Source organism: Gemmatimonadota bacterium, from assembly GCA_026705765.1.
GTDB lineage: Bacteria > Latescibacterota > UBA2968 > UBA2968 > UBA2968 > VXRD01.
In genome coordinates, this window is the sequence record JAPPAB010000182.1 from 1 (window position 1) to 25,111 (window position 25,111).

Consider the following 25,111-nt stretch of genomic DNA (forward strand, 5'->3'; position numbering starts at 1 on the left):
TTCAGCGCAATACGTACACCGATGTATCGGGTCTGTTCACTCTAAATGACGTAGCGGGTGGTCACATATGGGTGAATCATCCCGAGATCAGAATTGTGAATCAAGAGATTATACCAGCCGATGATGTGATAGATATCCGCGTAGAGCGTTTGCGTTTGTATTCAGTTTCAGGCGTGATGTCTTTAAACGAGGGTTCTGTAGAAGGGCTGGAAATCAGCATAATTTCCACCAAACGCCCATCTACAAGTGGACCTGCTCGGTCCAAAAGGGATTTTATAGATGCTACTGGCGCATATCGCTTCGACGACCTTGAGCCGGGGGAATATATAATTTCGATCAGGGCATCCGAAGAATTGGAAATGGGAGAGCGAAGGGTCATCATATATCGCACTATTCAATCTCGGAGGCTGGTAATTGAAGACCGAGATGTGACGCTGAACTTTGAACCCCTGGGCGATGCGCGAATCACTGGTGTTGCGACTTATAAAGGGCAGCCTGTTTCAGGGGTTTATGTAAATAGCCGTGTGTTGGCTGATGATCCCCAAAAAACGATTTCAACAGGCGGTACTCAAACAGACAAAGAGGGACGGTTTGAATTGCGCAATCTGCCTTCTGCGCGGATTGAAATCCGTTTCTTTAGTAATCCTAGATCAGGAAAACGCTGGAGCAAAGTCGATACACTTGATCTGATGAACAAAAAAGAATTGCGTTATCTAACCGAACTAAAAATGGAGGAACGCCCGACCCTGAGCCTGGGAGACATAGCCCCTGAATTTGAAGCCAAACGGCTGGATGGGTCAACATTTCGACTCGCAGATTACCGGGGCAAAAAAGCTGTGTTGATTGACTTTTGGGCAACGTGGTGTGCACCGTGCGTCGATGAAATTCCGACGATCAAAAGAATTGCCGAAACCTATCGCAATCAAGGATTGGAAGTCGTGGGCATCAGTTTGGATCGCGAAGAGAAGGCATTACGAGATTTTGTAAAACGAGAAAAACTGAGCTATGTTCAGGTATTTGAAAAAGAAAAAGCGCGGACGATTACAAAATCCTACGGTGTATGGGGCATCCCATCGGTATTTCTGATAGATAAAAATGGCGTCATCAACGCGCTAAAGCTGCGTGGAACTCGCACGGAAGCGGCTGTGAGGGCGTTATTAGCCACTGATCTACAGACGGCTGATGGAAATTCGCGATAAACTTTTTATGTCGTTGATGATCATTTGAAAGGGAGAAGAATGCGATTCACAATTCGCATTGGACTGATTGCTTTGGCCTGCCTATTTAGTTCTGGCTTGTCCAACGGGGAAACCACAATAGACGCACTGTTTCAGAATGCAATAGAGCAAGTCGGTCAGGTGAGCCATCGAGAAAGCATTGTGGCTTTGGAGGAGATTATTTCCAAAGACAAAAAGTATGCACCTGCATACAACGAATTGGCCAAACTACATCTATTGGACCACAGCGTAAACAGCCGACAGCGCGCAATGCGGATGATACAGCAGGCAATCGCAAGTGACCCCGACAATATTGAGTATCGGTTAACACGCGGAAAAATTTTGTGGCATCAAGGCTTTCGGTCACGCGCATTCCACCAATTCAAGGGCGTGATCAAAAAGCATCCCGACAATACAGATGTCCTCAATGGGTTGGGTATGTTCTGGGTATATGAGTTTCTCAGAGTAAAAGATAATACCCAAACCCGGGATTTCAGGGGATTTGCTCAGGAAGCCAAACAAGAAGCTATTCAGATCCTGCGAAAAAGCATCCAATTGGATGGAACCAACCATCAACCCTATTATTTGTTGGGCATACTCTACTTTGAAGATAAATACTGGGATGCCTTCCATGCCCTGATGCAAGCCCTGCACGCGCAATATCCAGATAATAAAAATGCGCTGTTATTCTGCGGCCTTGCCGCCTATCAGATTGGCGAATTCGATGACTCACATGAATACTATCAACGCGCCCTTGACTTGATGAGTATAGAAGAACGCGAGTTGCTGGACTCTATCGACCTGCTTGTGACCGAAAAAGAGCAGGCATCCCGCGCGACACAGACGATTGATACGCTCTTGAAACGCGAGATGTTTTGGAAGCGCCAGGACCCGCTCTATTTGTCTGATTTTAACGAAAGAAAGATGGCGCACTTTGGTCGTATGGCGTATGCGAATTTGCGATTCAGGCGGTTTTCCGATGATGTTGAGGGCTGGCGGACGGATATGGGGAAGACCTATATAAAATTTGGAAGATATAGAAAAAGAAAAACCTTTTTCTTTTCTGTAGGCAGTGACCCGTATAGGGCATTTCACAGAATGATGGAAACCTGGTATTACGAAACATTTAAGATCGAATATTGTGGGAATGGCAGTGATCGCTGGAGCTTCTGTGGTGGATTTGAGATAGGACAACTTGGTTCCCGTTATTACCCGGACTACTTCGACGAAGCCTCGCATCATACCTTTAAAAAAACAGCCCAACGCTTTGTCGATCCTTACCTCAATCGCAAATATACCCTCCCCTATCAGATCGCTACCTTTGAAGAGCAAAATAGGATGCGCGTCGAACTCAGCTATATGATTCCCAAAAACCAATTAACAGAAAATCCAGAAACGAGTAAGGTGAGTTTTTGGGACGGCGTCTTCTTCTTTGATCAGCAGTGGAGCGATATGTATAACTATCGCAAGTTCAAGACCCTCACCTTGCCGAAGCCGAAGCCGGTACAAAACGCCGCAGCACAACATCGCAACGATCATCTGTTGATCTCGCGCACGGTATCTGTACGCCAGGACAGCTATCATTTTTCTATAGAATTTATGGATCAAACATCCGGTCTCATTGGTGTGGCACGCGATGAGAAAACCTTCGTATATAACCAGGAGACCTTCCATCTGAGCGATCTGCTCGTCGGCAGCGATATTCAAGCGAAGAAAGCATTGCCAGAAAGCCGCGATGATCTGATCATCACGCCCAATCCTGTCCGTACATTTTCACCATCTGAATCGGTCTTCATCTATCTGGAACTGTACGATCTCAAGCGCGACGATTTTGGTAGTACGCAGTATGAGATCTCCTACACCATCGGCAAGCCAGAGAAGGATACCCTGTCTCCGACCTTATTCGCCTCTCACAGTCTGATTTCTACAATGGGAAAAACAGAGATAGATCTGAGAAGCGGACAAACAGCAGAAGCTCAGGGATTGCAGACCGGGCGGTCAGAGGATAGAGATGGGATCGGCAACGTATTCGCCGATAGCGATATATGGGGCGAGACAAAGGTTTATACGAGCGGGGGGCAAGTCCATCACATCGCTGCCGAAGGCTTGAAGATCAAGCGATTAAAAGAAGGCGATTTGACGCGTACAGTGACAGCGAATTACGAAGGCAATCGAGAGAATGATTTCACGTATTTGCAGATTGATGTGAACCAGGTACCTGCGGGGATTTATCAATTGACGGTATTGGCAAAGGATAAACAGACGGATCAGACGGATAGAAAATACGTATATTTTCGTATTGTAGAGTAAAGAGCGGATACTACTCTCGAATTATATACTGACCTTCACTCCACCAACTCTGCCCCATTGACCGCTGAACAAACGTAAATCTCAGGCGTCAAACCCGTTGTTTCGGGATACCGCTCATTTATCGCATCTCTCAGTGCTGGCACAGCGTCTCGTTCAACGATATTCACAGTACATCCTCCAAAGCCTGCGCCAGTCATCCGAGCACCGAGCACCCCGGGCACACTTAGAGCAATTTCCACCAGCAGATCGAGTTCTTTGCCACTCACCTCGTAATCATCTCGCAAACTCTCGTGAGATGCGACCATCAACTGTCCAAACCCCGACAAATCCCCATTCTTGAGCAATACAACTGCACGCTGCGTGCGTTCATTTTCAGCTATCACATGGCGGCACCGCTTCAGCACTGTATCCGACAGCACACCACCGTAAGTATCCAACACCTCCATCGACACATCGCGCAGTGCCCGTATATCCGCCTCCATCGCCCGTGCGAGAAGCGAAACCCCACTTTCACACGCAGACCGCCGATCATTATATGCCGAATCTGTCAGCCCGCGCGTCACGCCCGAGTTGCAAATCACAATCTGCACATCATCGCCAAAAAGAGGGACAAGTTCAAACGAGAGATCGCGGCAATCGAGAAACAGCGCGTGACCTGCCCGGCCATTTGCCGAAATAAACTGATCCATGATCCCGCAATTGACACCCACAAAATGATTCTCAGCACGCTGTCCCAAAAGAGCCAGATCAGGTCCACTGATTTCAATGCGGTTTAACACAACGATCCCCTTCCCCACCGCCATCTCCACAGCAGCCGAACTGCTCAATCCCGCTCCCATAGGCACATTGCCCACAATCGCCGCATCAAAACCACACAGCGAATACCCGAGCTTTTGAAACTCGCGCACCACGCCCTTTGGATAATCCGCCCAATTGCCCTGTGCCTCCAATACATCATCAACCCGGAACTCAGCCACCTCCTCGTGCATCGCCGAGTAAATCCGCACCCGCGAATCAACCCTCGACCGCACAGCAACAACCACCCAGCGGTCAATCGCTGCGGGAAATACAAAGCCCGCATTGTAATCCGTGTGTTCCCCAATCAAATTGACGCGCCCAGGCGCCTGCACAACGACATCTGCCTGATCCTCAAAAAACGATTCAAATGCGTCTTGCGCCTGTGTGATAATAGGATGCAACATTGAAATTACCTCTTCTCGACTTTCCGCATCGCCCATCGGATCTCCTCTGCCGTCATATCCGGATCTGAGGGATTGATGAGATTGCCAAAAATATCCGCTCCCACCACATGTTTCCGCAAACCAGGTCCCCGCAAAAGCGACGTAATGTGAATTTGCATGTGATAATCGCGATCCACGCCATCTGTCGGAGCTTGCATCAACGCCAGAGTGTAGTGATACGGCGCGGCAAACAACCCGTCTAACCCGCTGAGAATATCGCGCAATCCCGCAGCCAGATCGCGCCGTTCTTCCCAATCCAAATCCAGCAAACTCGCAGCGTGTGCCTTCGGCACAATGATCACATCGTAGGGAAATTGTGCGGCAAACGGAACATAAGCCAACACATGGGGGCGATCAAAGAGAATTCGCCGTCCATCCCCAGTTTCGACGCGACTGGCATCGCACACAAAACAGTGTCCCGTTTTCTTGCGGTGGGATTCAAACATAGACAATTGCGGTTTCACCATCAAATCGGGAATCTCGCAATACGCATAAACCTGTCCGTGCGGATGCGGTTGAGAATTGCCCATCACTGTGCCCGAATTCTCAAAAATGAGCGGATACACAATCTCAGGTACCTTTCCCAACCGATCATAAATCTCTGCCCAGGCGTCAATCACCTGAACGAGCGCATCTACGGGCAGCGTGGACAAACGCTGGGCGTGATTGGGCGCATAGACCACAACCTCACACACACCCCGAGATGTGCGAGAGAGATAGGGTCCCAACTGCGCCTGCGTTTGATAGGCGTCCAATACCAGCGTGGAAAAATCGTTCTCAAATGTCCACACCCCTTTGTAATCGGGATTTACATCGCCTGCCGCCCGTGTATTTCCAGGACAGAGATAGCATTCGGGATCATAAGCCTTATCATCTGCCCTCTCTATAAGCTGCGTTTCTCCACGCCATGGCCTGTCTGCGCGATGGGCTGCGATGTTGACCCACCGATTCCAAAAAGGATTGAATCGCTCCTCCTGCACAACCCGATACCCATTGGGATGAAGCCGATGCCAGTGCCAGGCAGATTCCAGCGTCTCATGTAGTGTCTCTCTCGCAACCCATTCCATATCGCGCTGAATGCAACTCGCATCGGCAATCAGCGTTGCGGGATCGCCGCTTCGCCGCGGTCCAATCGCTTCGGGAATCTCATGACCTGTCACCTCGCGTACAACCTCCAAAATCTCTTTCACGCTCACGCCCTTCCCCCTGCCGAGATTGTACGTCGCAGACTGTCCCCCTGCCAGTAACATATCCAGGCTCTTAATATGTGCATCGGCCAATTCCACCACAGAAATATAATCTCGCACAGCCGTGCCATCAGGGGTTGCATAATCATCGCCAAATACGGTTATCTTCTCGCGCTGCCCCAAAGCCACTTGCAAAACAAGGGGGACCAAATGCGTCTCGGGATCGTGATCTTCGCCGATTAACCGCGAAGAATCGGCACCTGCGGCATTAAAATAACGGAGAACAACATATCTTCCACCAGCCTCTCGCTCGACATGGAGCAACATGCGTTCATCCATCATTTTAGTAATGCCATAGACATTCGCAGGGATTTTTAGCAAGGCGATATCTTCTTCACAAAGTTCGAAAGCGATGTGTTTTTCATACCACCTCAAAAGCGTCTCAAAATCCACCGCAGCGGGCATCAACTGGCTTTTCTCAAAACCACCATCCGCGATACACTTCCGCTGATAATTTTCCTTCAGTGGAATGTGTTCTGCGCGGGGTTCGCCATACGTCGCCGCCGTAGATGATTTCACAACGGGCAATCCTTTACCTGCATCCAACAAATTCTGAAAAGCAATCACATTATTCTCAAAATACCTGTACGGCTTCTCCTGGGATTCTCCCACCAGCGTCCTGGCGGCAAAATCGATAATGCCGCAAAAATTGTGTCTCTCAAAAACAGAGGCCAGAGCGCTGTGATCGAGCAGATTGACATACTCGAAACAAAATTGCTCCGGCCCATACACCCGTTCAAACAAGGTGACAACTTCCCGGTGTCCCGTTGACAGGTCATCCAACACCACAACCCGGCGATGATCTTCCAACAGACGCCGAACCGTGTGACTGCCAACATAGCCCGCTCCGCCTGTCACCAAAACAGCGTCCATCATACCAGCTCCTCTGATCTGTGATTATCAATCCGCACAAATTAAATATACACATCACACAAACAGAACCGAACTATTTTCATACCTCGTATTTGTTTTGAGCTTGACATCTCACCATAAACGTCTTACTTTTTGTATATATAGACAATACACTGTTATGTGTGTAAAAAAGTCTATCTCGAAACTCCACTATTGGCTTCCGAGATAGATTTTTCATTTCATGGGAATATTATTATGAATCGCGTTTACCTGACCAAAAATGGGTATGAGAAAATTCGAACAGAGTTGATCCGTCTGCAAACCAAAGAGCGACCAACTGTCATTGCAGCCATAAAAAAGGCGCGCGAGTTTGGCGACCTGAGCGAAAACGCTGAATACCATGCAGCCAAAGAGCGGCAGGCATTTCTCGAAAAGAAAATTGCCGAATTGCAGGAAAAACTCACGAATTCGGAAATTATCGACGAAAGCCAAATCCCCAAAGACAAAGCCTATCTGGGCGCGACGGTCAAATTACAGGACAAAAAAAATGGTAGAGAAATGCAGTACACACTGGTCACCGTAGATGAAGCCGATTTTGACCAGAATAAAATATCGACAGCATCTCCCATTGGCAAAGCTCTGTTGGGTAAAGGCGTTGGCGAGGTCGTCGATGTGCAAGTGCCCGTCGGCCTACTCACTTATGAGATTCTCGATATCTCAAGAGACTGAATTTTTCATAAAACCAAAAGGCGACATTATCAGTGTCGCTTTTTTTAAAAAATAAAAAAGGGCAAATCGACAGATGTCGGTTTGCCCTTTAAACAATGCATAGACACGCTTAAGCGTCTTTCTTTTCCTCTACAACTTCCTCTTCTTCAGTAGAATCGTCAGACTCGGTTTCCTCAACATTGGATTCGGTTATTGCGTCATCGGCCACCAGCTCAATCAAACACAATTCGGTGCTATCACCTCGCCTGGAACCGAGCTTGAGAATACGCGTATATCCGCCACCTCGGTCGGCAAATGAGGGACCAATTTCTTCAAATAACTTTGTGAGCACCACCTTATTCTGAATACGCCGCAAAACTTGACGCCGCGCATGCAAATCGCCACGCTTGGCAAAAGAGATCAACCGTTCGGCCACGCCGCGCAATTCTTTCGCCTTTGGCAGTGTAGTACGCACCTTGCCGTTAGCAAACAGAGACGTAGCCATATTGTTGAGCATGGCTTTTCTATGGCTCGCCGTACGATTCAGCTTTCTACCCCTTTTCCCGTGCCTCATTGGTTTCCTCGTTAAAATTCGTCGTCCAAAATCGAGATATGATCAGATTTGGAAGCGACATCTTGATATTTGCTTACATCAATGCCAAAGGCAATACCCAAATTTTCGAGAATAGCTGTCAATTCATTGAGCGATTTTCGTCCAAAATTGCGGAATTTGAGCATTTCGTTTTCCGTTTTTTGAACGAGATCCTCAAGTGTTATAATATTGGCAGCTTTTAAGCAATTTGCCGACCGCACCGACAATTCCAGTTCATCTACAGGCATCTTGAGCAGTGTTGCAATGCGGCGAGTTTCCTCATCGACAACTTCTTCCAATTCTTCTTCTGGCTCTTCTTCAAAGTTGATAAACAACTCGAGATGATTTTTCAATATTCTCGCAGCATGAGCCACCGCATCGTCGGGTCGCACAACGCTGTTTGTCCAAACAGCCAACGAAAGTTTATCGTAATCGGTCTGCTGCCCCACGCGCGCATTATCGATTTCATAATGCACTTTTCGGATTGGGGAAAAAGCGGCATCCAACACAATGGTCCCCATAGGCTGGTCTATCTGCTTGTTTGCTTCTGCCAGCACATAGCCCCGACCTTTTCCAACGGTGACTTCTATGTCGAGCACACCGTCTTTGTCGAGTGTCGCAATATGCAAATCGGGATTCAGTACTTCGACATCGGCATCGACTTGCAAATCGCCAGCCTTGAGTTCGCCTGGACCTTCTTTTTTTACATATAGCAATTTGTCCTCATCTGTATGCACACGAAGGCAAACTTCTTTGAGATTTAGAACGATTTCAGTCACATCTTCAACGACGCCTTCAACCACGGTAAACTCGTGCTGAATTCCTTCGATTTTCACGGCCTTAATCGCAGCCCCCTCAATGGAGGAAAGCAAAACGCGACGCAGTGCATTCCCAATCGTAGCTCCAAACCCGCGCTCAAGGGGCTGAACACTAAACAGGCCGTAATTATCACTCAGGCTTTCTTCATCGATCTGTACAAATCGAGGCATTTGAAAATTTTTTGCGTTCATAAACAAAAGCTCCCGGTGCGCGTCCATTACTTGGAATAAAGCTCAACGATGAGTTGCTCTTCAACAGGCGTTGGTATATCATCTCGCTTTGGATATTCAACAAGCGTACCGCTCAAATTCACTTTATCTACCGAAAACCAGGCCGATTGACCTGCATCACCAGTGCGCTTGAGTGCATCGTGAATGAGTTGCAATTGGCGACTCTTTTCCCGTACCTGTACAGTATCTCCTGGCGAAACCTGAAATGAAGGAATATCTACGGTTCGTCCATTGACAGCGATATGGCGATGTCTCACGAGTTGCCGCGCTGATTTTCGAGAGGGCGCAAAACCCAGGCGATATATCATGTTGTCCAGACGACATTCAAGCATCTGCAAAAGCAACTCACCCGTCACACCCTTTCTGCGAGCGGCTTTTGAATAATACGTGCGAAACTGTTTTTCCAACACGCCGTAGATACGCTTTGTTTTTTGTTTTTCACGAAGCTGAAGTGCGTATTCCGATGGCTTTCGACGCATATTTTGTCCATGCATGCCGGGCGCATAACTGCGCCGGTCAAATGAACATTTGTCCATATGACATCGCGCACCTTTAAGAAACAACTTCATGCCTTCTCGGCGACACAATTTACAACTTGGGCCAGTGTATCTCGCCATTCAATAACTCCTGTTTTCTGTGTTAAACGCGGCGGCGCTTAGGAGGGCGACACCCATTGTGTGGAATTGGGGTAACATCTTTGATCGCTGAAATTTCCAATCCAGCGCCCTGCAGCGACCGCACAGCGGCTTCTCGCCCAACGCCAGGTCCTTTAACCCAGACTTCCACCCGGCGCAAACCCATTGCCATGGCTTCTCGCGCCGCATCAGTGGCAGCCAACTGAGCAGCATAGGGCGTACTTTTTCTCGACCCCTTAAACCCGACTTTCCCCGTTGATGACCAGGAAATAACTCTTCCTTCACGGTCACTTAGAGTGACAATAGTATTGTTAAAACTGGCATTGACGTGTGCGACGCCATGAGCTTCAACGCGTCTATTCCGTCGTCTTCCTCTTCTGACTGCCAAACGACTCCTCCTTTGATTGTCCTGCGTTTATCTATACGGTTCGTCTGCGACTGCCAATACCGGGTTTCTTTCCCTTGCGCGTCCTGGCATTGGTGCGCGTCCGCTGACCTCTCACCGGCAACCCGCGACGCCAGCGCAAACCGCGATAGCACCCAATATCCATCAGTCGCTTGATGTTCATTGCAACTTCGCTTCGCAGGTTTCCTTCAACCTTGTACTCACCTTCGACCACTGAGCGCAATTTGGTGACTTCCTCGTCAGTCAAAGCATCTACGCGCGTATCAGGCGAAATCTGCGTCTGTGTCAAAATTTTTTGTGACGTGCTCAAACCAATGCCCAAAATATATGTCAACGCAACTTCCACGCGCTTTTCTCTGGGAATATCTACACCTGCTATTCGGGCCATGCGATTGCGTCTCCTATGAATTTATCCCTGTCGCTGTTTGTGTCGTGGATTGACTTTGCAAATCACGCGCACAACACCGCGTCGGCGAATGATCTTGCAGTGACTGCAACGACGGCGAACTGATGATTGGACTTTCATAAAAAAATCTCCAGCATTTTGAGTAAATCAAGCTCGGCGTCCTCGAATGCGGCCTTTTTTCATAAACCCATCGTAGTGACGCATCAGCAAATGCGATTCAACCTGCTGTAAAGTGTCAAGTGCCACACCGACCATAATCAACAAACCCGTACCGCCAAACACTTGTTCGAGCCCCGGATGAACCCCCATAGAATTAATAATAAAGTATGGGCCAACGGCTATTGCAGCTAAAAAAATCGCACCTGGCATGTTGATTCGCGTAAGCACTCGGTCAATGAAGTCCGACGTGCGTTTGCCCGGTCTGACACCGGGAATAAATCCGCCTTGCCGTTTCATATTATCAGCGAGATCAATCGGATTAAACACAATTGCAGTATAAAAGTAAGCAAAGAAAATAACCAGCAATGAGTAAATCGACCAGTAGGGCAATGACACCCAGGACATACTCGGCGTAAAAGCAGCCGCGAGATTTTGCATAAATTCATTATTAGGCGCAAAGCCAGCCATTGTCGCAGGTAAAAACATAATGGCCTGAGCAAAAATAATAGGCATCACGCCAGAAGTATTGACTTTGAGTGGTATATGTGTGCTTTGCCCGCCATATACCCGCCGTCCAACGACGCGTTTGGCGTATTGTACTGGAATTCTACGCGTGCCCTGTGTGATGAGCACCACCAGGGCGGTCAATGCAACAACGATAACTAAAACAGCTAATTCAATCAAAATTGATTTGTCATTGGTCACAAAATCCCGATATTCCTGTCGCACGACAAAGGGCAATGCCGCAATAATGCCAATAAAAATGAGTAGCGACATCCCATTGCCAATACCGTGCGCATCAATCTGTTCGCCCAACCACATAATTAACACGGTTCCGGCAGTAATTGTCAATACAGTCAACAGCCGGAACCCCCAACCGGGATAGAGCACAACCGAAAGCCCCGTCGCTGGCGACTGAAGGCTCTCCAGAAAAAAACTCACGCCCAGAGACTGCGCCGCAGCCAGGGCAACAGTGCCATATCGCGTATATTGAATGATCTTTTTTCGCCCCGCTTCACCTTCTTTTTGCAACTTTTGAAGAGATGGCACGACAGCACCCATCAATTGAAAAATGATGGATGCACTGATATAAGGCATAATACCCAGTGCAAATACCGTCGCACGGGTAAATGCCCCACCTACAAACATGTCGTAGAGACCAAAGATCGTTTGGCTGGTACCTGCAAAAAATTCCCCCAGGGCAACCCGATCTATTCCGGGTATGGGAATCTGCCCCCCCAGGCGATATATCGCCAGAATCCCCAGCGTAAATAACACCTTATATCGCAGTTCCGGAATTTTAAAAACGCTCTTGACGCTCTCGAGCAACACCGCCTCCTCTCAGCCGAGTTCAGCCGGTTTTGGCCTCGACATCTCCGCCAGCTGCAAGAACTTTTTTTTCTGCTGCAGCTGATATTGCCTGAACCCGAATCTGCAATGGTACAGAAATTTCGCCTCGCCCCAAAATTTTCACAGGGCGTTTTGTAGAGGCAATCAAACCCGCATCTTTGAGCACTTCGGGAGTAATCTCACCCGAAAACTCCCTGCTTGCCAAATCGTCGAGGTTTACGACCTGATAGGTCACCCGAAAAGGATTGTTAAACCCAACTTTCGGCAAGCGCCGGTGCAGGGGTGTTTGTCCCCCTTCAAACCCAACTTTGCGTTTGGATCCCGAACGCGCCCGCTGCCCTTTGTGCCCTTTACCCGCAGTCTTGCCTGTTCCAGAGCCGGGACCAATGCCCAAACGCTTCTTTTTAAAAGTTGCCCCTTGGGGCGGAGAGAGATTTCCAAGTTTCATTCTCGCATCCCGTGTTTCAAGTTTCTTCAACTTTGACCAGATGTGCAACAGCCGCCAGCATGCCGCGCAATTGGGGAGAATCAGCGTGTTCCACAGTATGCCGAATGCGGCGAATTCCCAACGCATCCAGCGTCCGTTGTTGTTTTTTTTGCCGCTTGATTGCACTGCGAGTCTGTGTAATCCGCAGTGTTTTTTGATCGGCCATCACTACCCCCGTACAGAAACCAATTCGGATTCTTCTATGCCTCGCAATAGGGCAAACATTCTCGCGTCTTTCAACCGCGTTAATCCTTCCATTGCGGCTTTAACGGCATTCTGAGGATTTTGAGATCCCAATGACTTCGTCAGCACATTTTGAACGCCAGCCAGTTCCAAAACCGCACGCACACCGCCTCCTGCGATAATTCCCGTGCCGGGGGCGGCGGGTTTGAGCAAAACGCGAGAAGCGCCAAACCGTCCAATAACTTCGTGGGGCAATGTTCCATCAACGACCGGCACGCGCACCAGATTCTTTTTGGCATCATCGGCAGCTTTGCGAATGGCTTCAGAAACTTCGCCTGCTTTCCCCATTCCAATCCCAACAATGCCTTTTTTGTCACCAATCACACAAAGAGCATTAAAAGCAAAACGTCGTCCACCTTTGCGAACATGAGATACCCGTTTGATGCTATTGTTGATGACGATTTCCGTCAGGTCTAAACCCGTGGCTTCAATTCTGCTCAAAATCGACTCCTTAACATTAAAATTTCAACCCACCTTCGCGTGCACCTTCTGCCAATGCTTTGACACGACCGTGATAGAGATAACCTGCGCGGTCGAAAACAACCTGAGAGATTCCAGCTTCCTGCGCGCGCTCCGCCAAAGCTTTGCCCACTTCACGACTTTTATCGCATTTGCCTTCAAGAGTTTGCAACTGATCTTTGAGCTGCGGGGCATTTGAGGATATGCCCATTATGGAACATCCATTCACATCATCAATCAATTGCGCCTGAATATGTTTTAGACTTCTGAAAATCGTCAGACGAGGGCGATCAGCCGTTCCCAAAAGCCTCTTTCTAATGCGCATTTGACGACGTCTGTGCATCCTGATCTTTTTAATTTGCTTATCTGCCATATTGAACAACCTCAAAATTTAAGCCACTGCTGCCTTGCCAGCCTTGCGCCGCACATATTCGCCGCTATAGCGAATACCTTTCCCCTTATAGGGTTCGGGAGGCCGAATATTGCGAATATTCGCCGCAGTGCGTCCCACGAGTTCTTTATCGGCTCCGCTAATCTTAACCAGCGCCTGGGAATTTTCGATCTCTGAAGGAGGCGCATCGATACTAAATTCAATCCCCTGAGGAGCTTCAACCATTACCGGATGACTGAACCCCACGTTGATGTCTAAATTTTTTCCTTTCATCTCCGCGCGATACCCCACGCCAACGACAACGAGGTGCTTCTCAAAACCAGCCGACACGCCCTGAACAGCATTTGCCAACAAAGCACGCGTGAGGCCCCAAATAGCTTTGTGATGCCGGTCTTCGGGATCTTGCACTGTGACAGAAAGGGATTCGCCCTCTTGCACGACTTTCGTGAGCGAATGTAAAGGTACCTGCAAAGCCCCTTTAGGACCTTTTATATCCACCTCTGTTGCTCCAATTTTCACATTGACGCCCTCTGGAACGTCAATCGGCTGTTGACCTATTCTCGACACAATGCACTCCTTCTATGCCTCTACCAGACGCTACAAATAACTTCGCCGCCAACGCCTTCTCGACGCGCGGTTCGATCTGTTAAAATACCTTTTGATGTCGATAAAATGGCGACGCCCAATCCATTGAGTATTCGAGGAATTTCGTCTTTACCCACATATTTTCTCAGACCGGGGCGACTTTCGCGCTTCAGCCCTTGAATCACGCTTTCCTCATCGGGACTGTACTTGAGATAAAGGCGTAAATAACCCTGTCGATTATCATCGATATACGCATAATTGTGAACAAAGCCGCTCTCTGTTAAGATGCGGGCAATCTCGCGCTTCATACTGGAACTCGGAATATCCACCTTGCGATGTCCGGCGCGACATGCATTTCGCACGCGCGTCAACATATCGGCAATCGGATCCGTCATCATGTGAGCTTCTCCCTCAATTTACCAACTGGCCTTTGTCACGCCGGGAATCTCACCAGCGAGGGCCAACTCGCGAAAACATATACGACAAATACCAAATTTGCGCAAATAACCGCGTGGCCTGCCGCATCTGTGACATCGATTATAACGGCGGACTGCAAATTTCTGTTTGCGCTTTGCTTTGGCAATCATAGATTTTTTAGCCATATTAGATCTGACCTCGTCTTGATTCTTTTATTTATTCTTGATTTTGAAACGGCATGCCCATTTTGTTGAGCAGTTCAAAAGCCTCTTCATCCGTAGGGGCCGTGGTAACCAGGGTTACATCAAGGCCGCGAATTTTGTCGATTTGATCGTAGTCAATTTCGGGAAAAATAATCTGTTCCTGAATACCGATCGTATAGTTACCCCGGCCATCAAATGAGCGCATTGAAAGGCCGCGAAAGTCGCGAATACGCGGTACAGAGAAATTGAAAAATCGATCGAGAAATTCGTACATACGAGATCTGCGAAGAGTGACGGCACAGCCAATGGGTACACCCTGTCGTAGCTTAAAGTTTGAAACGGCTTTTCGCGCCCTGCGAATTGAGGGCCGCTGTCCTGCAATGCGGGTCATATCTTCAACAGCACTTTCAATGACTTTGGCATTGAGAACAGCTTCACCAACACCCATATTTAAGACAATCTTTTCCAATTTGGGCACCTGCATGCGATTTTTATACCCAAATTTTTGGATGAGCGCAGGCACAACTTCGTTCTCATAGTATTCTTGTAATCGCGTTGCCATGTCGTCCTCGTTATTCAACTTCTGGAATTTGCTCACCACTTTTTTGAGCAATCCGCACACGCGCCCCATCTTCGAGGCGCTGAATGCGAATCCTGGTCCGCTCATCGGTTTGTGAATCGACAATCATGAGATTGGACACATGCAAGGGGGCTTCCTTTTCCACAATGCCGCCTTGCTGATTATTGGGATTGGGGCGCGTATGGCGCTTGACATTATTGATCCCTTCCACCAGCACGCGTTCTTTCTTGGGCCATACATGTAAAACCCGTCCCCGTTGACCGGTATAAACCCCGCTTATCACCTCAACTTGATCACCCTTGCGAATCCTCATCTCAATACACTTGCCTTTCTTTTTATATCACTTCAGGCGCCAAAGATACAATGCGCATAAATCGTCTCTCGCGCAATTCGCGGGCCACTGGTCCAAATATGCGCGTCCCGCGAGGTTCTCCCTCCGCGCTGATCAAAACAGCGGCGTTGTCATCAAAACGAATATAGGACCCATCGGCCCTTCGCGTTTCTTTTTTTGTACGGACGATCACGGCACGAGCAACATCACCGCGCTTTACACCACTGTTTGGCTGTGCATCTTTAACTGAAACCACAACAGTATCACCGAGTTTGGCATACTTGCGCTTAGTGCCTCCTAAAATGCGAAAGCACATCACCTTTCGGGCACCTGTGTTATCTGCACAATTCAATACCGAATATTCCTGGACCATGTTCTCTCCACCTAATGCGCCTTTTTTATAATTTCCACCAACCGCCAGCGCTTGGTTTTGCTCAAAGGTCGCGTTTCCACTACCATCACTTCATCACCGGCTCTGGCTTCATTATTCTCATCGTGCGCCGACAATTTTGAACGTCTTTGCATAACTTTTCCGTAGAGGGGGTGTGGCACCTGCCGCCGTACCTCAACGACTATTGTTTTATTAGATTTGTCACTGACCACCAGCCCTACACGTGTTTTGCGGTGCCTGCGAGTTTCCACCATACACCGATTCTCCTTAAAAATTACGCATTGGGAAGTTCTCGAATGCCTAACTCGTGTTCGCGCAATACGGTTTTAAGCCGAGCGAGATCCTTGCATGCATCTCGAAATGCAATTGGATTATCGAGCTGGCGCGTAGCCAACAGAATGCGGAGATTCACGAGTTCGTCCTCTTGTTCAGCTATTCTTTCCCTTACATCGTTTGCTGTTAGATCTCGAATTTCACTCGGTTTCATTCGTCGTGCCCTCCGCGCTCTACAAAACGGACTTTAATGGGCAATTTCTGGCTGGCCAATTTGATCGCGCGTTGCGCGCTTTCGCGTGGCACGCCCTCAATTTCAAACATGACCCGCCCGGGTTTGATGACTGCCACCCAGTATTCGGGATTGCCTTTGCCCTTGCCCATACGGGTCTCTGCGGGCTTAACCGTAAGGGGTTTATCGGGAAAAACGCGAATCCAAATTTTTCCACCGCGTCCCAATGATCTGGTAATCGCCACGCGGGCAGCTTCGATCTGTCTGTTGGTAATCCAGCCTGGTTCAAGAGCCTGCAAACCGTATTCGCCAAAAGAAATAGTGGCTCCCCGAGTGGCTGTACCTTTGCGACGTCCCCTCTGCTGCTTTCTCCATTTGACCCGTTTTGGCATTAACATAATAGCCGCTCCTGTCCCGACTTAAGTTGGCAGATGGGCGTCTTGACCCATCTTTTCTCCGTGACAGATCCAGACTTTTACCCCTACAGTACCCGAAGTTGTATAAGCAGTAGATCTGGCATAGTCTATATCGGCGCGCAGAGTGTGGAGTGGAACGCGTCCTGCAGGCTCTGATTTTTCAACGCGAGACATTTCCGCTCCGCCAAGGCGCCCCCCACACACGACTTTAATTCCTTCAGCCCCCATGCGCACCGCTGATGCAACGGCTTTTTTCATTGCACGGCGAAATGAAACGCGCTGCTCGAGTTGTCGGGAGATATTATCGGCGACGAGTTGGGCGTTGAGTTCAGGTCGCTTAATTTCATTGATGTTGATATAAATTTCTTTGCCTGTCAGGTGTTTTAATTCGTCCCGCAATTTATCGACCTCTGCGCCTTTGCGTCCAATTACAATGCCTGGACGAGCGGTGTGAATCGAAATTGTCACCCGCTTGGGCGCTCGCTCAATGTCTATTTGTGCAACGCTTGCCCGCTGCAGACGACTCGTAATATATCGCCTGAGCATGAGATCTTCTTGAAGCAGGTTGGCAAAATCGCGATTGGCAAACCAGCGGGAACGCCAGTCTTTGACAATCCCTAACCTCACTCCGATTGGATGCGTTTTCTGGCCCAAAGTGATTCTCCTATTCCTCGTCTGAAATAACCAGCGTGATGTGGCTATATCGCTTGCGAATCATGCCGGCAGCACCGCGCGGCTGAGGACGCAACCGTTTTAACGCAATGCCACCATCTACAAACGCTTCTTTCACAAAGAGCGCTTCTTCGACTGCGGATTCTTCTTCGCGATTGACCGCATTTGCAACCGCGGATTGCAAGGTCCGCTCTACAATACGCGCGGCCTTTTTGGGTGTAAATTGCAGAATGTGGAAAGCTTCCTCCACATCTTTACCCCGCACGAGATTAACCACCTGTCGCACCTTGCGCGGTGAAATTCTTGAATAGCGCAATACCGCCCGAGCTTCCATTTAAAATTCCCGTCTCAAAATATCACTGTAAAGAAGTGGCGCGTTCAGTAGATCGCCCCGCGCGCGCTCCCCGATGCGTACGCGTAGGAGCAAATTCACCGAGTTTGTGTCCAACCATGTTTTCTGTAATATAAACGGGGATAAATTTATTTCCATTGTGTACAGCAAGGGTATGCCCCACAAACTCTGGCGCAATTGTCGATCGTCGCGCCCACGTCTGAATAACCCGCTTATTACCAGCTTTATTCATTTGCTCAATCTTTTTTATAAGACTCGGCTCAACAAAAGGCCCTTTTTTAATTGACCGTGCCATAAAATAATACTCCTGATTACTTGCGTCTCTGAATGATCATTTGGTCAGATTTATTTTTCTTTTTGCGCGTTTTATATCCCTTTGTGGGTTGTCCCCAGGGGGTTACCGGATGCCTGCCACCCGTTGCTCGACCTTCTCCTCCACCGTGAGGATGATCAATTGGGTTCATAGCAACACCACGCACTTTGGGACGTTTGCCCAACCAGCGAGTCCGTCCTGCTTTTCCGACAACGACATTTTCATGCTCTAAATTTCCAACCTGTCCAATGGTCGCATAACACGACACCTGGACTAACCGACGTTCGCCAGAAGGCAGGCGGAGAGTTGCAAAATTGCCTTCTTTAGCCATCACCTGAATTTCAGCACCTGCCGAGCGACCCATCTGCCCGCCTTTTCCTGGCTTGAGTTCAACATTGTGTACATTGCTCCCCAAAGGGATATTTGCCAGAGGAAGCGCATTACCTGGTCTGATCTCTGCATCTGCACCTGAGGCAACCTCATCGCCAACACTTAAACCAATCGGTGCCAGAATATAGCGTTTTTCACCATCGACATAATGCAGGAGTGCAATGCGTGCCGATCGATTCGGATCGTACTCAATGCTATGCACAATTGCAGGCACACCTGCTTTATCGCGCTTAAAATCAATTTGGCGATACTTGCGCCGATGTCCGCCACCGCGACGACGGCTCGTGATACGCCCCCGATTATTGCGTCCTCCAGATTTTTTGTTGGGTTCAACAAGGGATTTTTCAGGCGAACCTTTTGTAATCTCTTCAAAAGAAGAGACTGTCTTAAATCGCAATGAAGGCGTTACTGGGCGAAACTTCTTAACGGGCATGAGTTATCCTTCAAAAAAGTCGATAATATGTCCATCGGCAAGGGTGACAACAGCCTTTTTCCAGTTGGAACGGCGTCCCTGAAACCGTCCAAGCCGCTTGATCTTGCCGTGCATTGTACTCGTATTGACCTTTATGACTTCGACATCGAACATGGCTTCAACTGCACGCTGAATATCGACTTTGTTTGCACCTTTGAGAACTTCAAATACATATTTGTTGTGATTTTCCTGCAAATTGGAAGCCCGTTCTGTAATAACGGGACGCCGGATAATCTGCTTAGAATTCTTCACGAGGCACCCCACAAAGCTTGAATGCGAGACACTGCACTGCGTGTGAGAACCAGGACATCTGCATTGACCACGTCATAAGTGGAAACTTGCGAAACGGGCAATACGGAAAGCCTGGGGATATTCCGACAAGATTTGACGGTATTTTCAGCGATACCATCCGTCAACAGCAATATCTTTTGGCCCTGGATTTCAAACATTTGTGTCATTTGTGCCATTCGCTTTGTTTTGGGCACCTCAAGCTCAAAGTCTTCCAGGACAGATATGGATTCACCGAGTGCTTTTTGCGAAAATGCCGAGCGTATGGCCAGCGTTTTGACTTTCTTGGGCACCCGTTCCCGAAAATATCTCGGTCTGGGGCCGTGAGCCACCCCACCACCGATCAATATAGGCGACCCAGCTGTTCCCTTACGGGCACGTCCCGTACCTTTTTGCCGGTACATCTTCCGTTTTGACCGATTGACTTCTGAGCGGGTTTTTGTCGAGGCATTGCCTTGCCGCTGATTGGTCAAATACGCTTTAATGACATAATAGATCGCGTCAGCCGATGGTTCAACTCCAAAAACTGTTTCGGGTAGCTCCATCGACCCAACTTCTTCGCCTTCGAGATTGCAAACTCCAACAGATGCCATAATCGCCTTACCTCAAATCAGTTGCGTTTCTCAATAACAACCGTAGCCCCTTTACCTCCTGGTACGGCACCTTTTAAGAGAAGCAAATTGTTTCCGGTATCTACACTCAGGACCTTCAAGCCCCGAACGGTTACCCTCTGATTCCCCATATGACCTGCCATACGCATTCCCTTAAACACCCGCGAAGGACTTGAACTTTGACCTATTGAACCTGGCGCGCGATGTCTATCGGATTGTCCATGGGTTTTGGGGCCACCTCGGAATCCGTGACGCTTGACACCCCCCTGGAATCCACGACCCTTTGATCGAGCCGTAACATCGACAACCTCGCCAGCCTCAAACATGCTGACATCAAGGGTCTCGCCTATAGCATATTCGGAGATATCATCAACTCGGAATTCCACAAGGCCTCGATGAGGATTAACCCCTGCCTTCTTGAAAATCCCCTGATCTGCGCGATTTAGCCGCTTGGACTGAGTCTCATCGTACCCAACCCTCAATGCCATATACCCATCCGAATCCCCATCTTTGATCTGCACTATGGGACACGGAACAACTTCGAGAACCGTGACAGGCGTCAACATTTCTGCGTCATCAAATGCCTGTGTCATACCGATTTTTTTTCCTATCAATCCCAGCACGACTACACCTTGATTTCAATATCTATACCCGCAGGCAGGTCCAGCTTCATCAGAGCATCTACCGTTTGGGGCGTTGAATTGTGAATGTCAATCAACCTTTTGTGTACGCGCATCTCAAACTGCTCGCGCGATTTTTTATCGACATGTGGAGATCGCAATACAGTATAGAGCGAGCGCCTCGTCGGCAGAGGAATGGGACCTGAAATAAGCGCCCCAGTCCGTTTTGCTGTCCGAACGATTTCTTCAGCAGAACGATCCAATGCATTGTGGTTGTATGCTTTTAGTCTAATTCTAATTTTTTGTGCAGGCACGAGGCATCCCCTTACTGTGCTTATTCAACAATTTCAGTAATCACACCCGAGCCAATGGTTCGACCACCTTCCCGCACGGCAAATCGCAGTTCGGTCTCCATAGCAATTGGCGTAAGCAGTTCCACAGACATAGTCACATTATCGCCGGGCATCACCATTTCTACGCCCTCGGGCAACTCGACTTTGCCAGTCACATCCGTTGTGCGAAAATAGAACTGGGGTTGATAGCCCGTAAAGAAAGGTTTGCTGCGCCCACCTTCTTTATCTGTCAGCACATAAACCTCGCCTTTAAACTTTTTATGGGGGGTCACAGAACCTGGCTTGGCAACCACCATACCGCGTTCAATTTCATCTTTGTCAACACCTCGGAGCAATAAACCGACATTGTCACCAGCCCTGCCCTCATCCAACAGTTTGCGGAACATTTCCACGCCCGTAACCGTTGTATTGCGACTCTCGCGAATGCCCACAATCTCAACTTCCTCACCGACATTGACTATGCCGCGTTCAATGCGTCCAGTACCTACCGTACCGCGTCCCGTGATCGTAAATACGTCCTCAACTGGCATCAGAAAATCTTTATCTATCTCGCGCACAGGCTCCGGAATATTTTCATCTACGGCTTCCATCAACTCCCAGATACAGGCACAATCTTCGGAATCGGGATCATCAGACTCCAGAGCTTTGAGAGCGGATCCCTGGATCACTGGCACATCATCGCCGGGAAAATCGTATTGATCCAGCAACTCGCGGACTTCCAAATCAACGAGTTCGAGCAATTCTTCATCATCGACCATATCGACCTTATTCATAAATACCACGATAGAAGGCACATTGACCTGACGCGAAAGCAGGATATGCTCGCGGGTCTGAATCATGGGGCCATCTGCAGCGCTAACGACCAGAATCGCGCCATCCATCTGCGCGGCACCCGTGATCATATTTTTTACGTAGTCAGCATGTCCGGGACAATCTACGTGGGCATAGTGTCGATTTTCCGTCTGGTACTCCACATGAGCTGTATTAATGGTGATACCACGCTCTTTTTCTTCGGGTGCTTTGTCAATGTCGTCAAAGGGCATAAAATCGGCGAGTCCCTTGGCTGCCAGCGTCTTGGTAATAGCGGCTGTCAGCGTGGTTTTGCCGTGATCGACATGCCCGATTGTGCCGATGTTGACATGGGGTTTGTCCCGTTCAAATTTTTCCTTCGCCATGTTTTCCTCCTAAAAAGATCGAACGAAATTAAAAAAACGCGTTCGCTTACGTTGCAAATACATTGACTGAAGAGAGAATGTCTTCAGCGATGCTCTGCGGCATTTCCTCAAATTTGGAAAATTCCATTGAATAAATCGCGCGGCCCTGTGTGATAGACCGCAACTTTGTTGCATAACCAAACATTTCACTCAGCGGCACAGTGGCCGAGATAACCTGTGCATCGGGGCGGTTGACAATGCCAACAATATGCCCTCGACGCGCATTCAAATCACCCATAACATCGCCCATATAGTCTTCGGGCACAACGACTTCCACATCAAAAACAGGTTCCATAAGATAAGTTTTAGCCCTTTTGGCGGCCTCTTGAAAAGCTATTGAACCAGCAATCTTGAAGGCTATTTCAGAAGAATCAACATCGTGATAGGAACCGTCAAACAACTCGATTTTGACATCATCTATTGGGTACCCCGCCAGGACGCCACCCGTCATTGCCTCCTGAATTCCAGCTCGCACGGCAGGGATATATTCAGACGGAATTGCACCACCTGTAATTTTGTTCTCAAAAACAAGTCCTGTACCGGGCGCACCGGGTTCCAGGTTGATAACCACATGACCGTATTGACCCCGACCTCCACTTTGGCGGACAAAGCGACCGTGAATATTTTGGACAGCGTTGCGGATGGCCTCTTTGTAAGTGACCTGTGGTTTGCCAACATTGGCCTCAACCCTGAATTCGCGCTTGAGGCGATCCACAATAATCTCCAGATGCAACTCACCCATCCCCGAAATAATGGTCTGTCCTGTATCTGGATCAATAGCTACGTGAAAAGTCGGATCTTCTTCAGTCAGCTTGTTCAGCGCGACACCAAGTTGATCCTGATCAGCTTTGGTTCTCGGTTCAATTGCCACAGAAATCACGGGCTTGGCAAAATCCATTGATTCCAATATCACAGGCTCTTTTTCATCGCAAAGCGTCTCTCCTGTTGCCGTGTCTTTCAGCCCAACAACAGCAGCAATATCACCCGCGGACACCGCATCGATCTCTTCCCGTTTATTCGCGTGCATTTGCAACACACGTCCGATGCGCTCGCGTTTGCCTTTGTTGGCATTGAGAACATAAGAGCCCGTATTTAACTGGCCTGAATATACACGGAAATAAGTCAACCGTCCGACATAAGGATCTGTCATCACCTTAAAAGCCAAAGCAGCAAAAGGCACTTCGGTGGAAACTGGACGAGAAACCCCAATGTCGAAATTTTTGAGATCGTGTCCCACAATTTCGGGCACATCGCGGGGCGAAGGCAAATATGCGACAATGGCATCCAACAACCGCTGTACGCCCTTGTTCTTAAATGCCGACCCACAGAGTACAGGCACAGCAGCGCTGTTGATTACAGCCTGGCGCAAAGCAACTCTAATCTCATCTTCGCTGATATCTTCGCCTTCGAGAAATTTTTCCATCAAGGTATCATCAAAATCGGAGACGGCTTCCAGCAATTGTTCGCGGCCTTCATAGGCGCGTTCTTCCAGATCGTTTGGAATACGATCTTCCGTAAACATAGTGCCTAAAGAATCGTCTTCGTAGGTTACGAGTTTCATCTTGATCAAGTCAATCAAACCCGTAAACATCTCACCGGATCCAACAGGCAACTGAACGGGAACAAAATTGGACGCCAACCTTTCACGCATCATCTCTACTACGCGGTCGAAATCGGCACCCGTGCGGTCCATTTTGTTGACAAATGCAATCCGGGGCACTGAATATTTGTCCGCCTGACGCCAGACAGTTTCAGTTTGGGGTTCAACGCCCCCAACTGCACAAAATAGTCCCACTGCCCCGTCTAAAACGCGCAATGATCGCTCGACTTCGGCGGTAAAATCTACGTGTCCTGGCGTATCGATAATATTGATGCGATGGTCATCCCAAAAACACGTTGTAGCCGCCGATGTAATGGTAATGCCACGCTCGCGCTCTTGAGCCATCCAGTCCATCGTGGCTGCACCATCGTGCACTTCACCCATCCTGCGCAAAATACCCGTATAATAGAGAATGCGCTCGGTTGTCGTGGTTTTACCTGCGTCGATATGCGCCATAATCCCGATATTTCGGGTGCGCTCTAAGTCGTATTTTCTCGCCATCTTAGTCACTTACCAGCGATAATGCGCAAATGCGCGATTAGCTTCTGCCATGCGGTGCGTTTCTTCACGTCGCTGCATGGCACGCCCTTGCCCATTTGCTGCATCCATAAATTCACCTGCCAAACGCTGAGCCATTGTCTTTTCGCCTCGTTCTCTGGCAAATAAAATTAACCAGCGAATAGACAGCGCAAGACGCTCATCGGGACGGACTTCTTCAGGCACCTGGTAAGTCGCACCACCGACGCGGCGCGATCTCACCTTGACAACCGGTTTGACATTGTCAAGTGCTTTTTCAAAAATTTCTAAGCCGGAATTTCCACTGCGGTCTTCAACCAGATCAAGTGCCTCGTAAAAAATTCGTTCTCCCACACTCTTTTTCCCTTTGCGAAACAGGCAGTTGACAAAACGCGTCACCAACAGGCTGCTGTATTTGGGATCTGGGGCCAGGTATCGTTTTTCCGCGCGCCGCTTTCGCATATCGAAATCTACCTCTTTTTACAATAAGGGGGATACGCCACCAAGGTGGTATCCCCCATGTTTTATCG

At 48.7% G+C, this 25,111-nt stretch carries 36 protein-coding genes; 3 read left to right on the top strand and 33 right to left on the bottom strand.

The genetic code is table 11. The annotated features are described in order from the left end of the window. Nucleotides 1–1,199: redoxin domain-containing protein (locus OXH16_23400; GenBank protein ID MCY3684353.1), on the top strand; the 1,199-nt coding region annotated here is incomplete at its 5' end. A gap of 39 nt (nt 1,200–1,238) precedes the next feature. Beyond that, nucleotides 1,239–3,527, top strand: coding sequence for a GWxTD domain-containing protein (locus OXH16_23405; GenBank protein ID MCY3684354.1), 2,289 nt, complete (start codon nt 1,239–1,241; stop codon nt 3,525–3,527). Nucleotides 3,528–3,562: 35 nt separating this feature from the next. Here OXH16_23405 and OXH16_23410 read toward each other — a convergent pair whose 3' ends face one another. Together OXH16_23410 and galT are read right to left on the bottom strand one after the other, a co-directional pair. Then, nucleotides 3,563–4,765: a galactokinase gene (locus OXH16_23410; GenBank protein ID MCY3684355.1), complete on the bottom strand. Its 1,203-nt coding sequence runs from the start codon at nt 4,763–4,765 to the stop codon at nt 3,563–3,565. Beyond that, entirely contained in the window at nt 4,735–6,891 is a 2,157-nt protein-coding gene (gene galT, locus OXH16_23415) for a galactose-1-phosphate uridylyltransferase (GenBank protein ID MCY3684356.1), read from the bottom strand. Before galT ends, OXH16_23410 begins: the two co-directional genes overlap by 31 nt. A 231-nt stretch (nt 6,892–7,122) precedes the next feature. Between galT and greA the strand changes: the two genes are divergently transcribed. Next, the gene (gene greA / locus OXH16_23420) at nt 7,123–7,596 is read left to right on the top strand and encodes a transcription elongation factor GreA (protein ID MCY3684357.1); all 474 of its coding nucleotides are present in this window, start codon (nt 7,123–7,125) and stop codon (nt 7,594–7,596) included. A gap of 109 nt (nt 7,597–7,705) precedes the next feature. Here greA and rplQ read toward each other — a convergent pair whose 3' ends face one another. The 31 genes from rplQ to rpsG are packed head-to-tail and all read right to left on the bottom strand — an operon-like array spanning nt 7,706 to nt 25,043. After that, nucleotides 7,706–8,149 carry a 50S ribosomal protein L17 gene (gene rplQ, locus OXH16_23425; GenBank protein ID MCY3684358.1) on the bottom strand — a complete coding sequence of 148 codons (444 nt, stop codon included), beginning with the start codon at nt 8,147–8,149 and terminating at the stop codon, nt 7,706–7,708. Between the two features lie 11 nt (nt 8,150–8,160). After that, complete coding sequence (locus tag OXH16_23430; protein MCY3684359.1) at nt 8,161–9,177, bottom strand: DNA-directed RNA polymerase subunit alpha; 1,017 nt, start codon at nt 9,175–9,177, stop codon at nt 8,161–8,163. A gap of 26 nt (nt 9,178–9,203) precedes the next feature. Then, nucleotides 9,204–9,833 (bottom strand): 30S ribosomal protein S4, encoded by a 630-nt coding sequence (gene rpsD, locus OXH16_23435; GenBank protein MCY3684360.1) that lies wholly within the window; start codon nt 9,831–9,833, stop codon nt 9,204–9,206. A 22-nt stretch (nt 9,834–9,855) separates the two neighbouring features. Then, entirely contained in the window at nt 9,856–10,239 is a 384-nt protein-coding gene (gene rpsK, locus OXH16_23440) for a 30S ribosomal protein S11 (protein ID MCY3684361.1), read from the bottom strand. Nucleotides 10,240–10,270: 31 nt separating this feature from the next. Next, nucleotides 10,271–10,645, bottom strand: a complete 375-nt coding sequence (gene rpsM / locus OXH16_23445; protein MCY3684362.1) for a 30S ribosomal protein S13 — start codon at nt 10,643–10,645, stop codon at nt 10,271–10,273. A 21-nt stretch (nt 10,646–10,666) separates the two neighbouring features. Then, nucleotides 10,667–10,783 carry a 50S ribosomal protein L36 gene (gene rpmJ / locus OXH16_23450; protein ID MCY3684363.1) on the bottom strand — a complete coding sequence of 39 codons (117 nt, stop codon included), beginning with the start codon at nt 10,781–10,783 and terminating at the stop codon, nt 10,667–10,669. Nucleotides 10,784–10,810: 27 nt separating this feature from the next. After that, nucleotides 10,811–12,151: a preprotein translocase subunit SecY gene (gene secY / locus OXH16_23455; GenBank protein ID MCY3684364.1), complete on the bottom strand. Its 1,341-nt coding sequence runs from the start codon at nt 12,149–12,151 to the stop codon at nt 10,811–10,813. A gap of 22 nt (nt 12,152–12,173) precedes the next feature. Beyond that, on the bottom strand, nt 12,174–12,620 hold the full coding sequence (gene rplO / locus OXH16_23460; GenBank protein MCY3684365.1) for a 50S ribosomal protein L15: 447 nt from the start codon (nt 12,618–12,620) through the stop codon (nt 12,174–12,176). 16 nt (nt 12,621–12,636) lie between these two features. Then, on the bottom strand, nt 12,637–12,825 hold the full coding sequence (rpmD, locus tag OXH16_23465; GenBank protein MCY3684366.1) for a 50S ribosomal protein L30: 189 nt from the start codon (nt 12,823–12,825) through the stop codon (nt 12,637–12,639). A gap of 2 nt (nt 12,826–12,827) precedes the next feature. Further along, entirely contained in the window at nt 12,828–13,343 is a 516-nt protein-coding gene (gene rpsE, locus OXH16_23470; GenBank protein ID MCY3684367.1) for a 30S ribosomal protein S5, read from the bottom strand. 16 nt (nt 13,344–13,359) lie between these two features. Next, a complete protein-coding gene (gene rplR, locus OXH16_23475; GenBank protein MCY3684368.1) occupies nt 13,360–13,734 on the bottom strand; it encodes a 50S ribosomal protein L18 in 375 nt (124 codons plus the stop codon). 18 nt (nt 13,735–13,752) lie between these two features. Beyond that, complete coding sequence (rplF, locus tag OXH16_23480; GenBank protein MCY3684369.1) at nt 13,753–14,319, bottom strand: 50S ribosomal protein L6; 567 nt, start codon at nt 14,317–14,319, stop codon at nt 13,753–13,755. A 20-nt stretch (nt 14,320–14,339) separates the two neighbouring features. After that, on the bottom strand, nt 14,340–14,732 hold the full coding sequence (gene rpsH / locus OXH16_23485) for a 30S ribosomal protein S8 (GenBank protein ID MCY3684370.1): 393 nt from the start codon (nt 14,730–14,732) through the stop codon (nt 14,340–14,342). A gap of 21 nt (nt 14,733–14,753) precedes the next feature. Next, the gene (locus OXH16_23490) at nt 14,754–14,939 is read right to left on the bottom strand and encodes a type Z 30S ribosomal protein S14 (protein MCY3684371.1); all 186 of its coding nucleotides are present in this window, start codon (nt 14,937–14,939) and stop codon (nt 14,754–14,756) included. Between the two features lie 31 nt (nt 14,940–14,970). Next, entirely contained in the window at nt 14,971–15,519 is a 549-nt protein-coding gene (rplE, locus tag OXH16_23495) for a 50S ribosomal protein L5 (GenBank protein MCY3684372.1), read from the bottom strand. 10 nt (nt 15,520–15,529) lie between these two features. Next, nucleotides 15,530–15,850 carry a 50S ribosomal protein L24 gene (rplX, locus tag OXH16_23500; GenBank protein MCY3684373.1) on the bottom strand — a complete coding sequence of 107 codons (321 nt, stop codon included), beginning with the start codon at nt 15,848–15,850 and terminating at the stop codon, nt 15,530–15,532. Between the two features lie 22 nt (nt 15,851–15,872). Beyond that, nucleotides 15,873–16,241, bottom strand: coding sequence for a 50S ribosomal protein L14 (gene rplN, locus OXH16_23505; protein MCY3684374.1), 369 nt, complete (start codon nt 16,239–16,241; stop codon nt 15,873–15,875). 11 nt (nt 16,242–16,252) lie between these two features. After that, on the bottom strand, nt 16,253–16,513 hold the full coding sequence (rpsQ, locus tag OXH16_23510) for a 30S ribosomal protein S17 (protein MCY3684375.1): 261 nt from the start codon (nt 16,511–16,513) through the stop codon (nt 16,253–16,255). Nucleotides 16,514–16,533: 20 nt separating this feature from the next. Further along, nucleotides 16,534–16,746, bottom strand: a complete 213-nt coding sequence (gene rpmC, locus OXH16_23515; protein MCY3684376.1) for a 50S ribosomal protein L29 — start codon at nt 16,744–16,746, stop codon at nt 16,534–16,536. Further along, complete coding sequence (gene rplP / locus OXH16_23520; protein MCY3684377.1) at nt 16,743–17,162, bottom strand: 50S ribosomal protein L16; 420 nt, start codon at nt 17,160–17,162, stop codon at nt 16,743–16,745. The genes rpmC and rplP overlap by 4 nt, the downstream gene beginning before the upstream one ends. Nucleotides 17,163–17,183: 21 nt before the next feature. Then, complete coding sequence (gene rpsC, locus OXH16_23525) at nt 17,184–17,834, bottom strand: 30S ribosomal protein S3 (GenBank protein MCY3684378.1); 651 nt, start codon at nt 17,832–17,834, stop codon at nt 17,184–17,186. 10 nt (nt 17,835–17,844) lie between these two features. Next, nucleotides 17,845–18,186: a 50S ribosomal protein L22 gene (rplV, locus tag OXH16_23530; protein MCY3684379.1), complete on the bottom strand. Its 342-nt coding sequence runs from the start codon at nt 18,184–18,186 to the stop codon at nt 17,845–17,847. Between the two features lie 22 nt (nt 18,187–18,208). After that, on the bottom strand, nt 18,209–18,499 hold the full coding sequence (rpsS, locus tag OXH16_23535) for a 30S ribosomal protein S19 (protein ID MCY3684380.1): 291 nt from the start codon (nt 18,497–18,499) through the stop codon (nt 18,209–18,211). A gap of 16 nt (nt 18,500–18,515) precedes the next feature. Then, nucleotides 18,516–19,340: a 50S ribosomal protein L2 gene (gene rplB / locus OXH16_23540; GenBank protein MCY3684381.1), complete on the bottom strand. Its 825-nt coding sequence runs from the start codon at nt 19,338–19,340 to the stop codon at nt 18,516–18,518. Between the two features lie 3 nt (nt 19,341–19,343). Next, complete coding sequence (rplW, locus tag OXH16_23545) at nt 19,344–19,631, bottom strand: 50S ribosomal protein L23 (protein ID MCY3684382.1); 288 nt, start codon at nt 19,629–19,631, stop codon at nt 19,344–19,346. Further along, nucleotides 19,628–20,260 (bottom strand): 50S ribosomal protein L4, encoded by a 633-nt coding sequence (rplD, locus tag OXH16_23550; GenBank protein ID MCY3684383.1) that lies wholly within the window; start codon nt 20,258–20,260, stop codon nt 19,628–19,630. Before rplD ends, rplW begins: the two co-directional genes overlap by 4 nt. 17 nt (nt 20,261–20,277) lie before the next feature. Further along, on the bottom strand, nt 20,278–20,901 hold the full coding sequence (gene rplC / locus OXH16_23555; GenBank protein ID MCY3684384.1) for a 50S ribosomal protein L3: 624 nt from the start codon (nt 20,899–20,901) through the stop codon (nt 20,278–20,280). Nucleotides 20,902–20,903: 2 nt separating this feature from the next. Beyond that, nucleotides 20,904–21,212: a 30S ribosomal protein S10 gene (gene rpsJ, locus OXH16_23560; GenBank protein MCY3684385.1), complete on the bottom strand. Its 309-nt coding sequence runs from the start codon at nt 21,210–21,212 to the stop codon at nt 20,904–20,906. A gap of 20 nt (nt 21,213–21,232) precedes the next feature. Then, nucleotides 21,233–22,426 carry an elongation factor Tu gene (gene tuf / locus OXH16_23565; GenBank protein ID MCY3684386.1) on the bottom strand — a complete coding sequence of 398 codons (1,194 nt, stop codon included), beginning with the start codon at nt 22,424–22,426 and terminating at the stop codon, nt 21,233–21,235. Between the two features lie 46 nt (nt 22,427–22,472). Beyond that, a complete protein-coding gene (gene fusA, locus OXH16_23570) occupies nt 22,473–24,566 on the bottom strand; it encodes an elongation factor G (GenBank protein MCY3684387.1) in 2,094 nt (697 codons plus the stop codon). Between the two features lie 9 nt (nt 24,567–24,575). Further along, nucleotides 24,576–25,043 carry a 30S ribosomal protein S7 gene (rpsG, locus tag OXH16_23575; GenBank protein MCY3684388.1) on the bottom strand — a complete coding sequence of 156 codons (468 nt, stop codon included), beginning with the start codon at nt 25,041–25,043 and terminating at the stop codon, nt 24,576–24,578. Nucleotides 25,044–25,111: the final 68 nt, after the last annotated feature.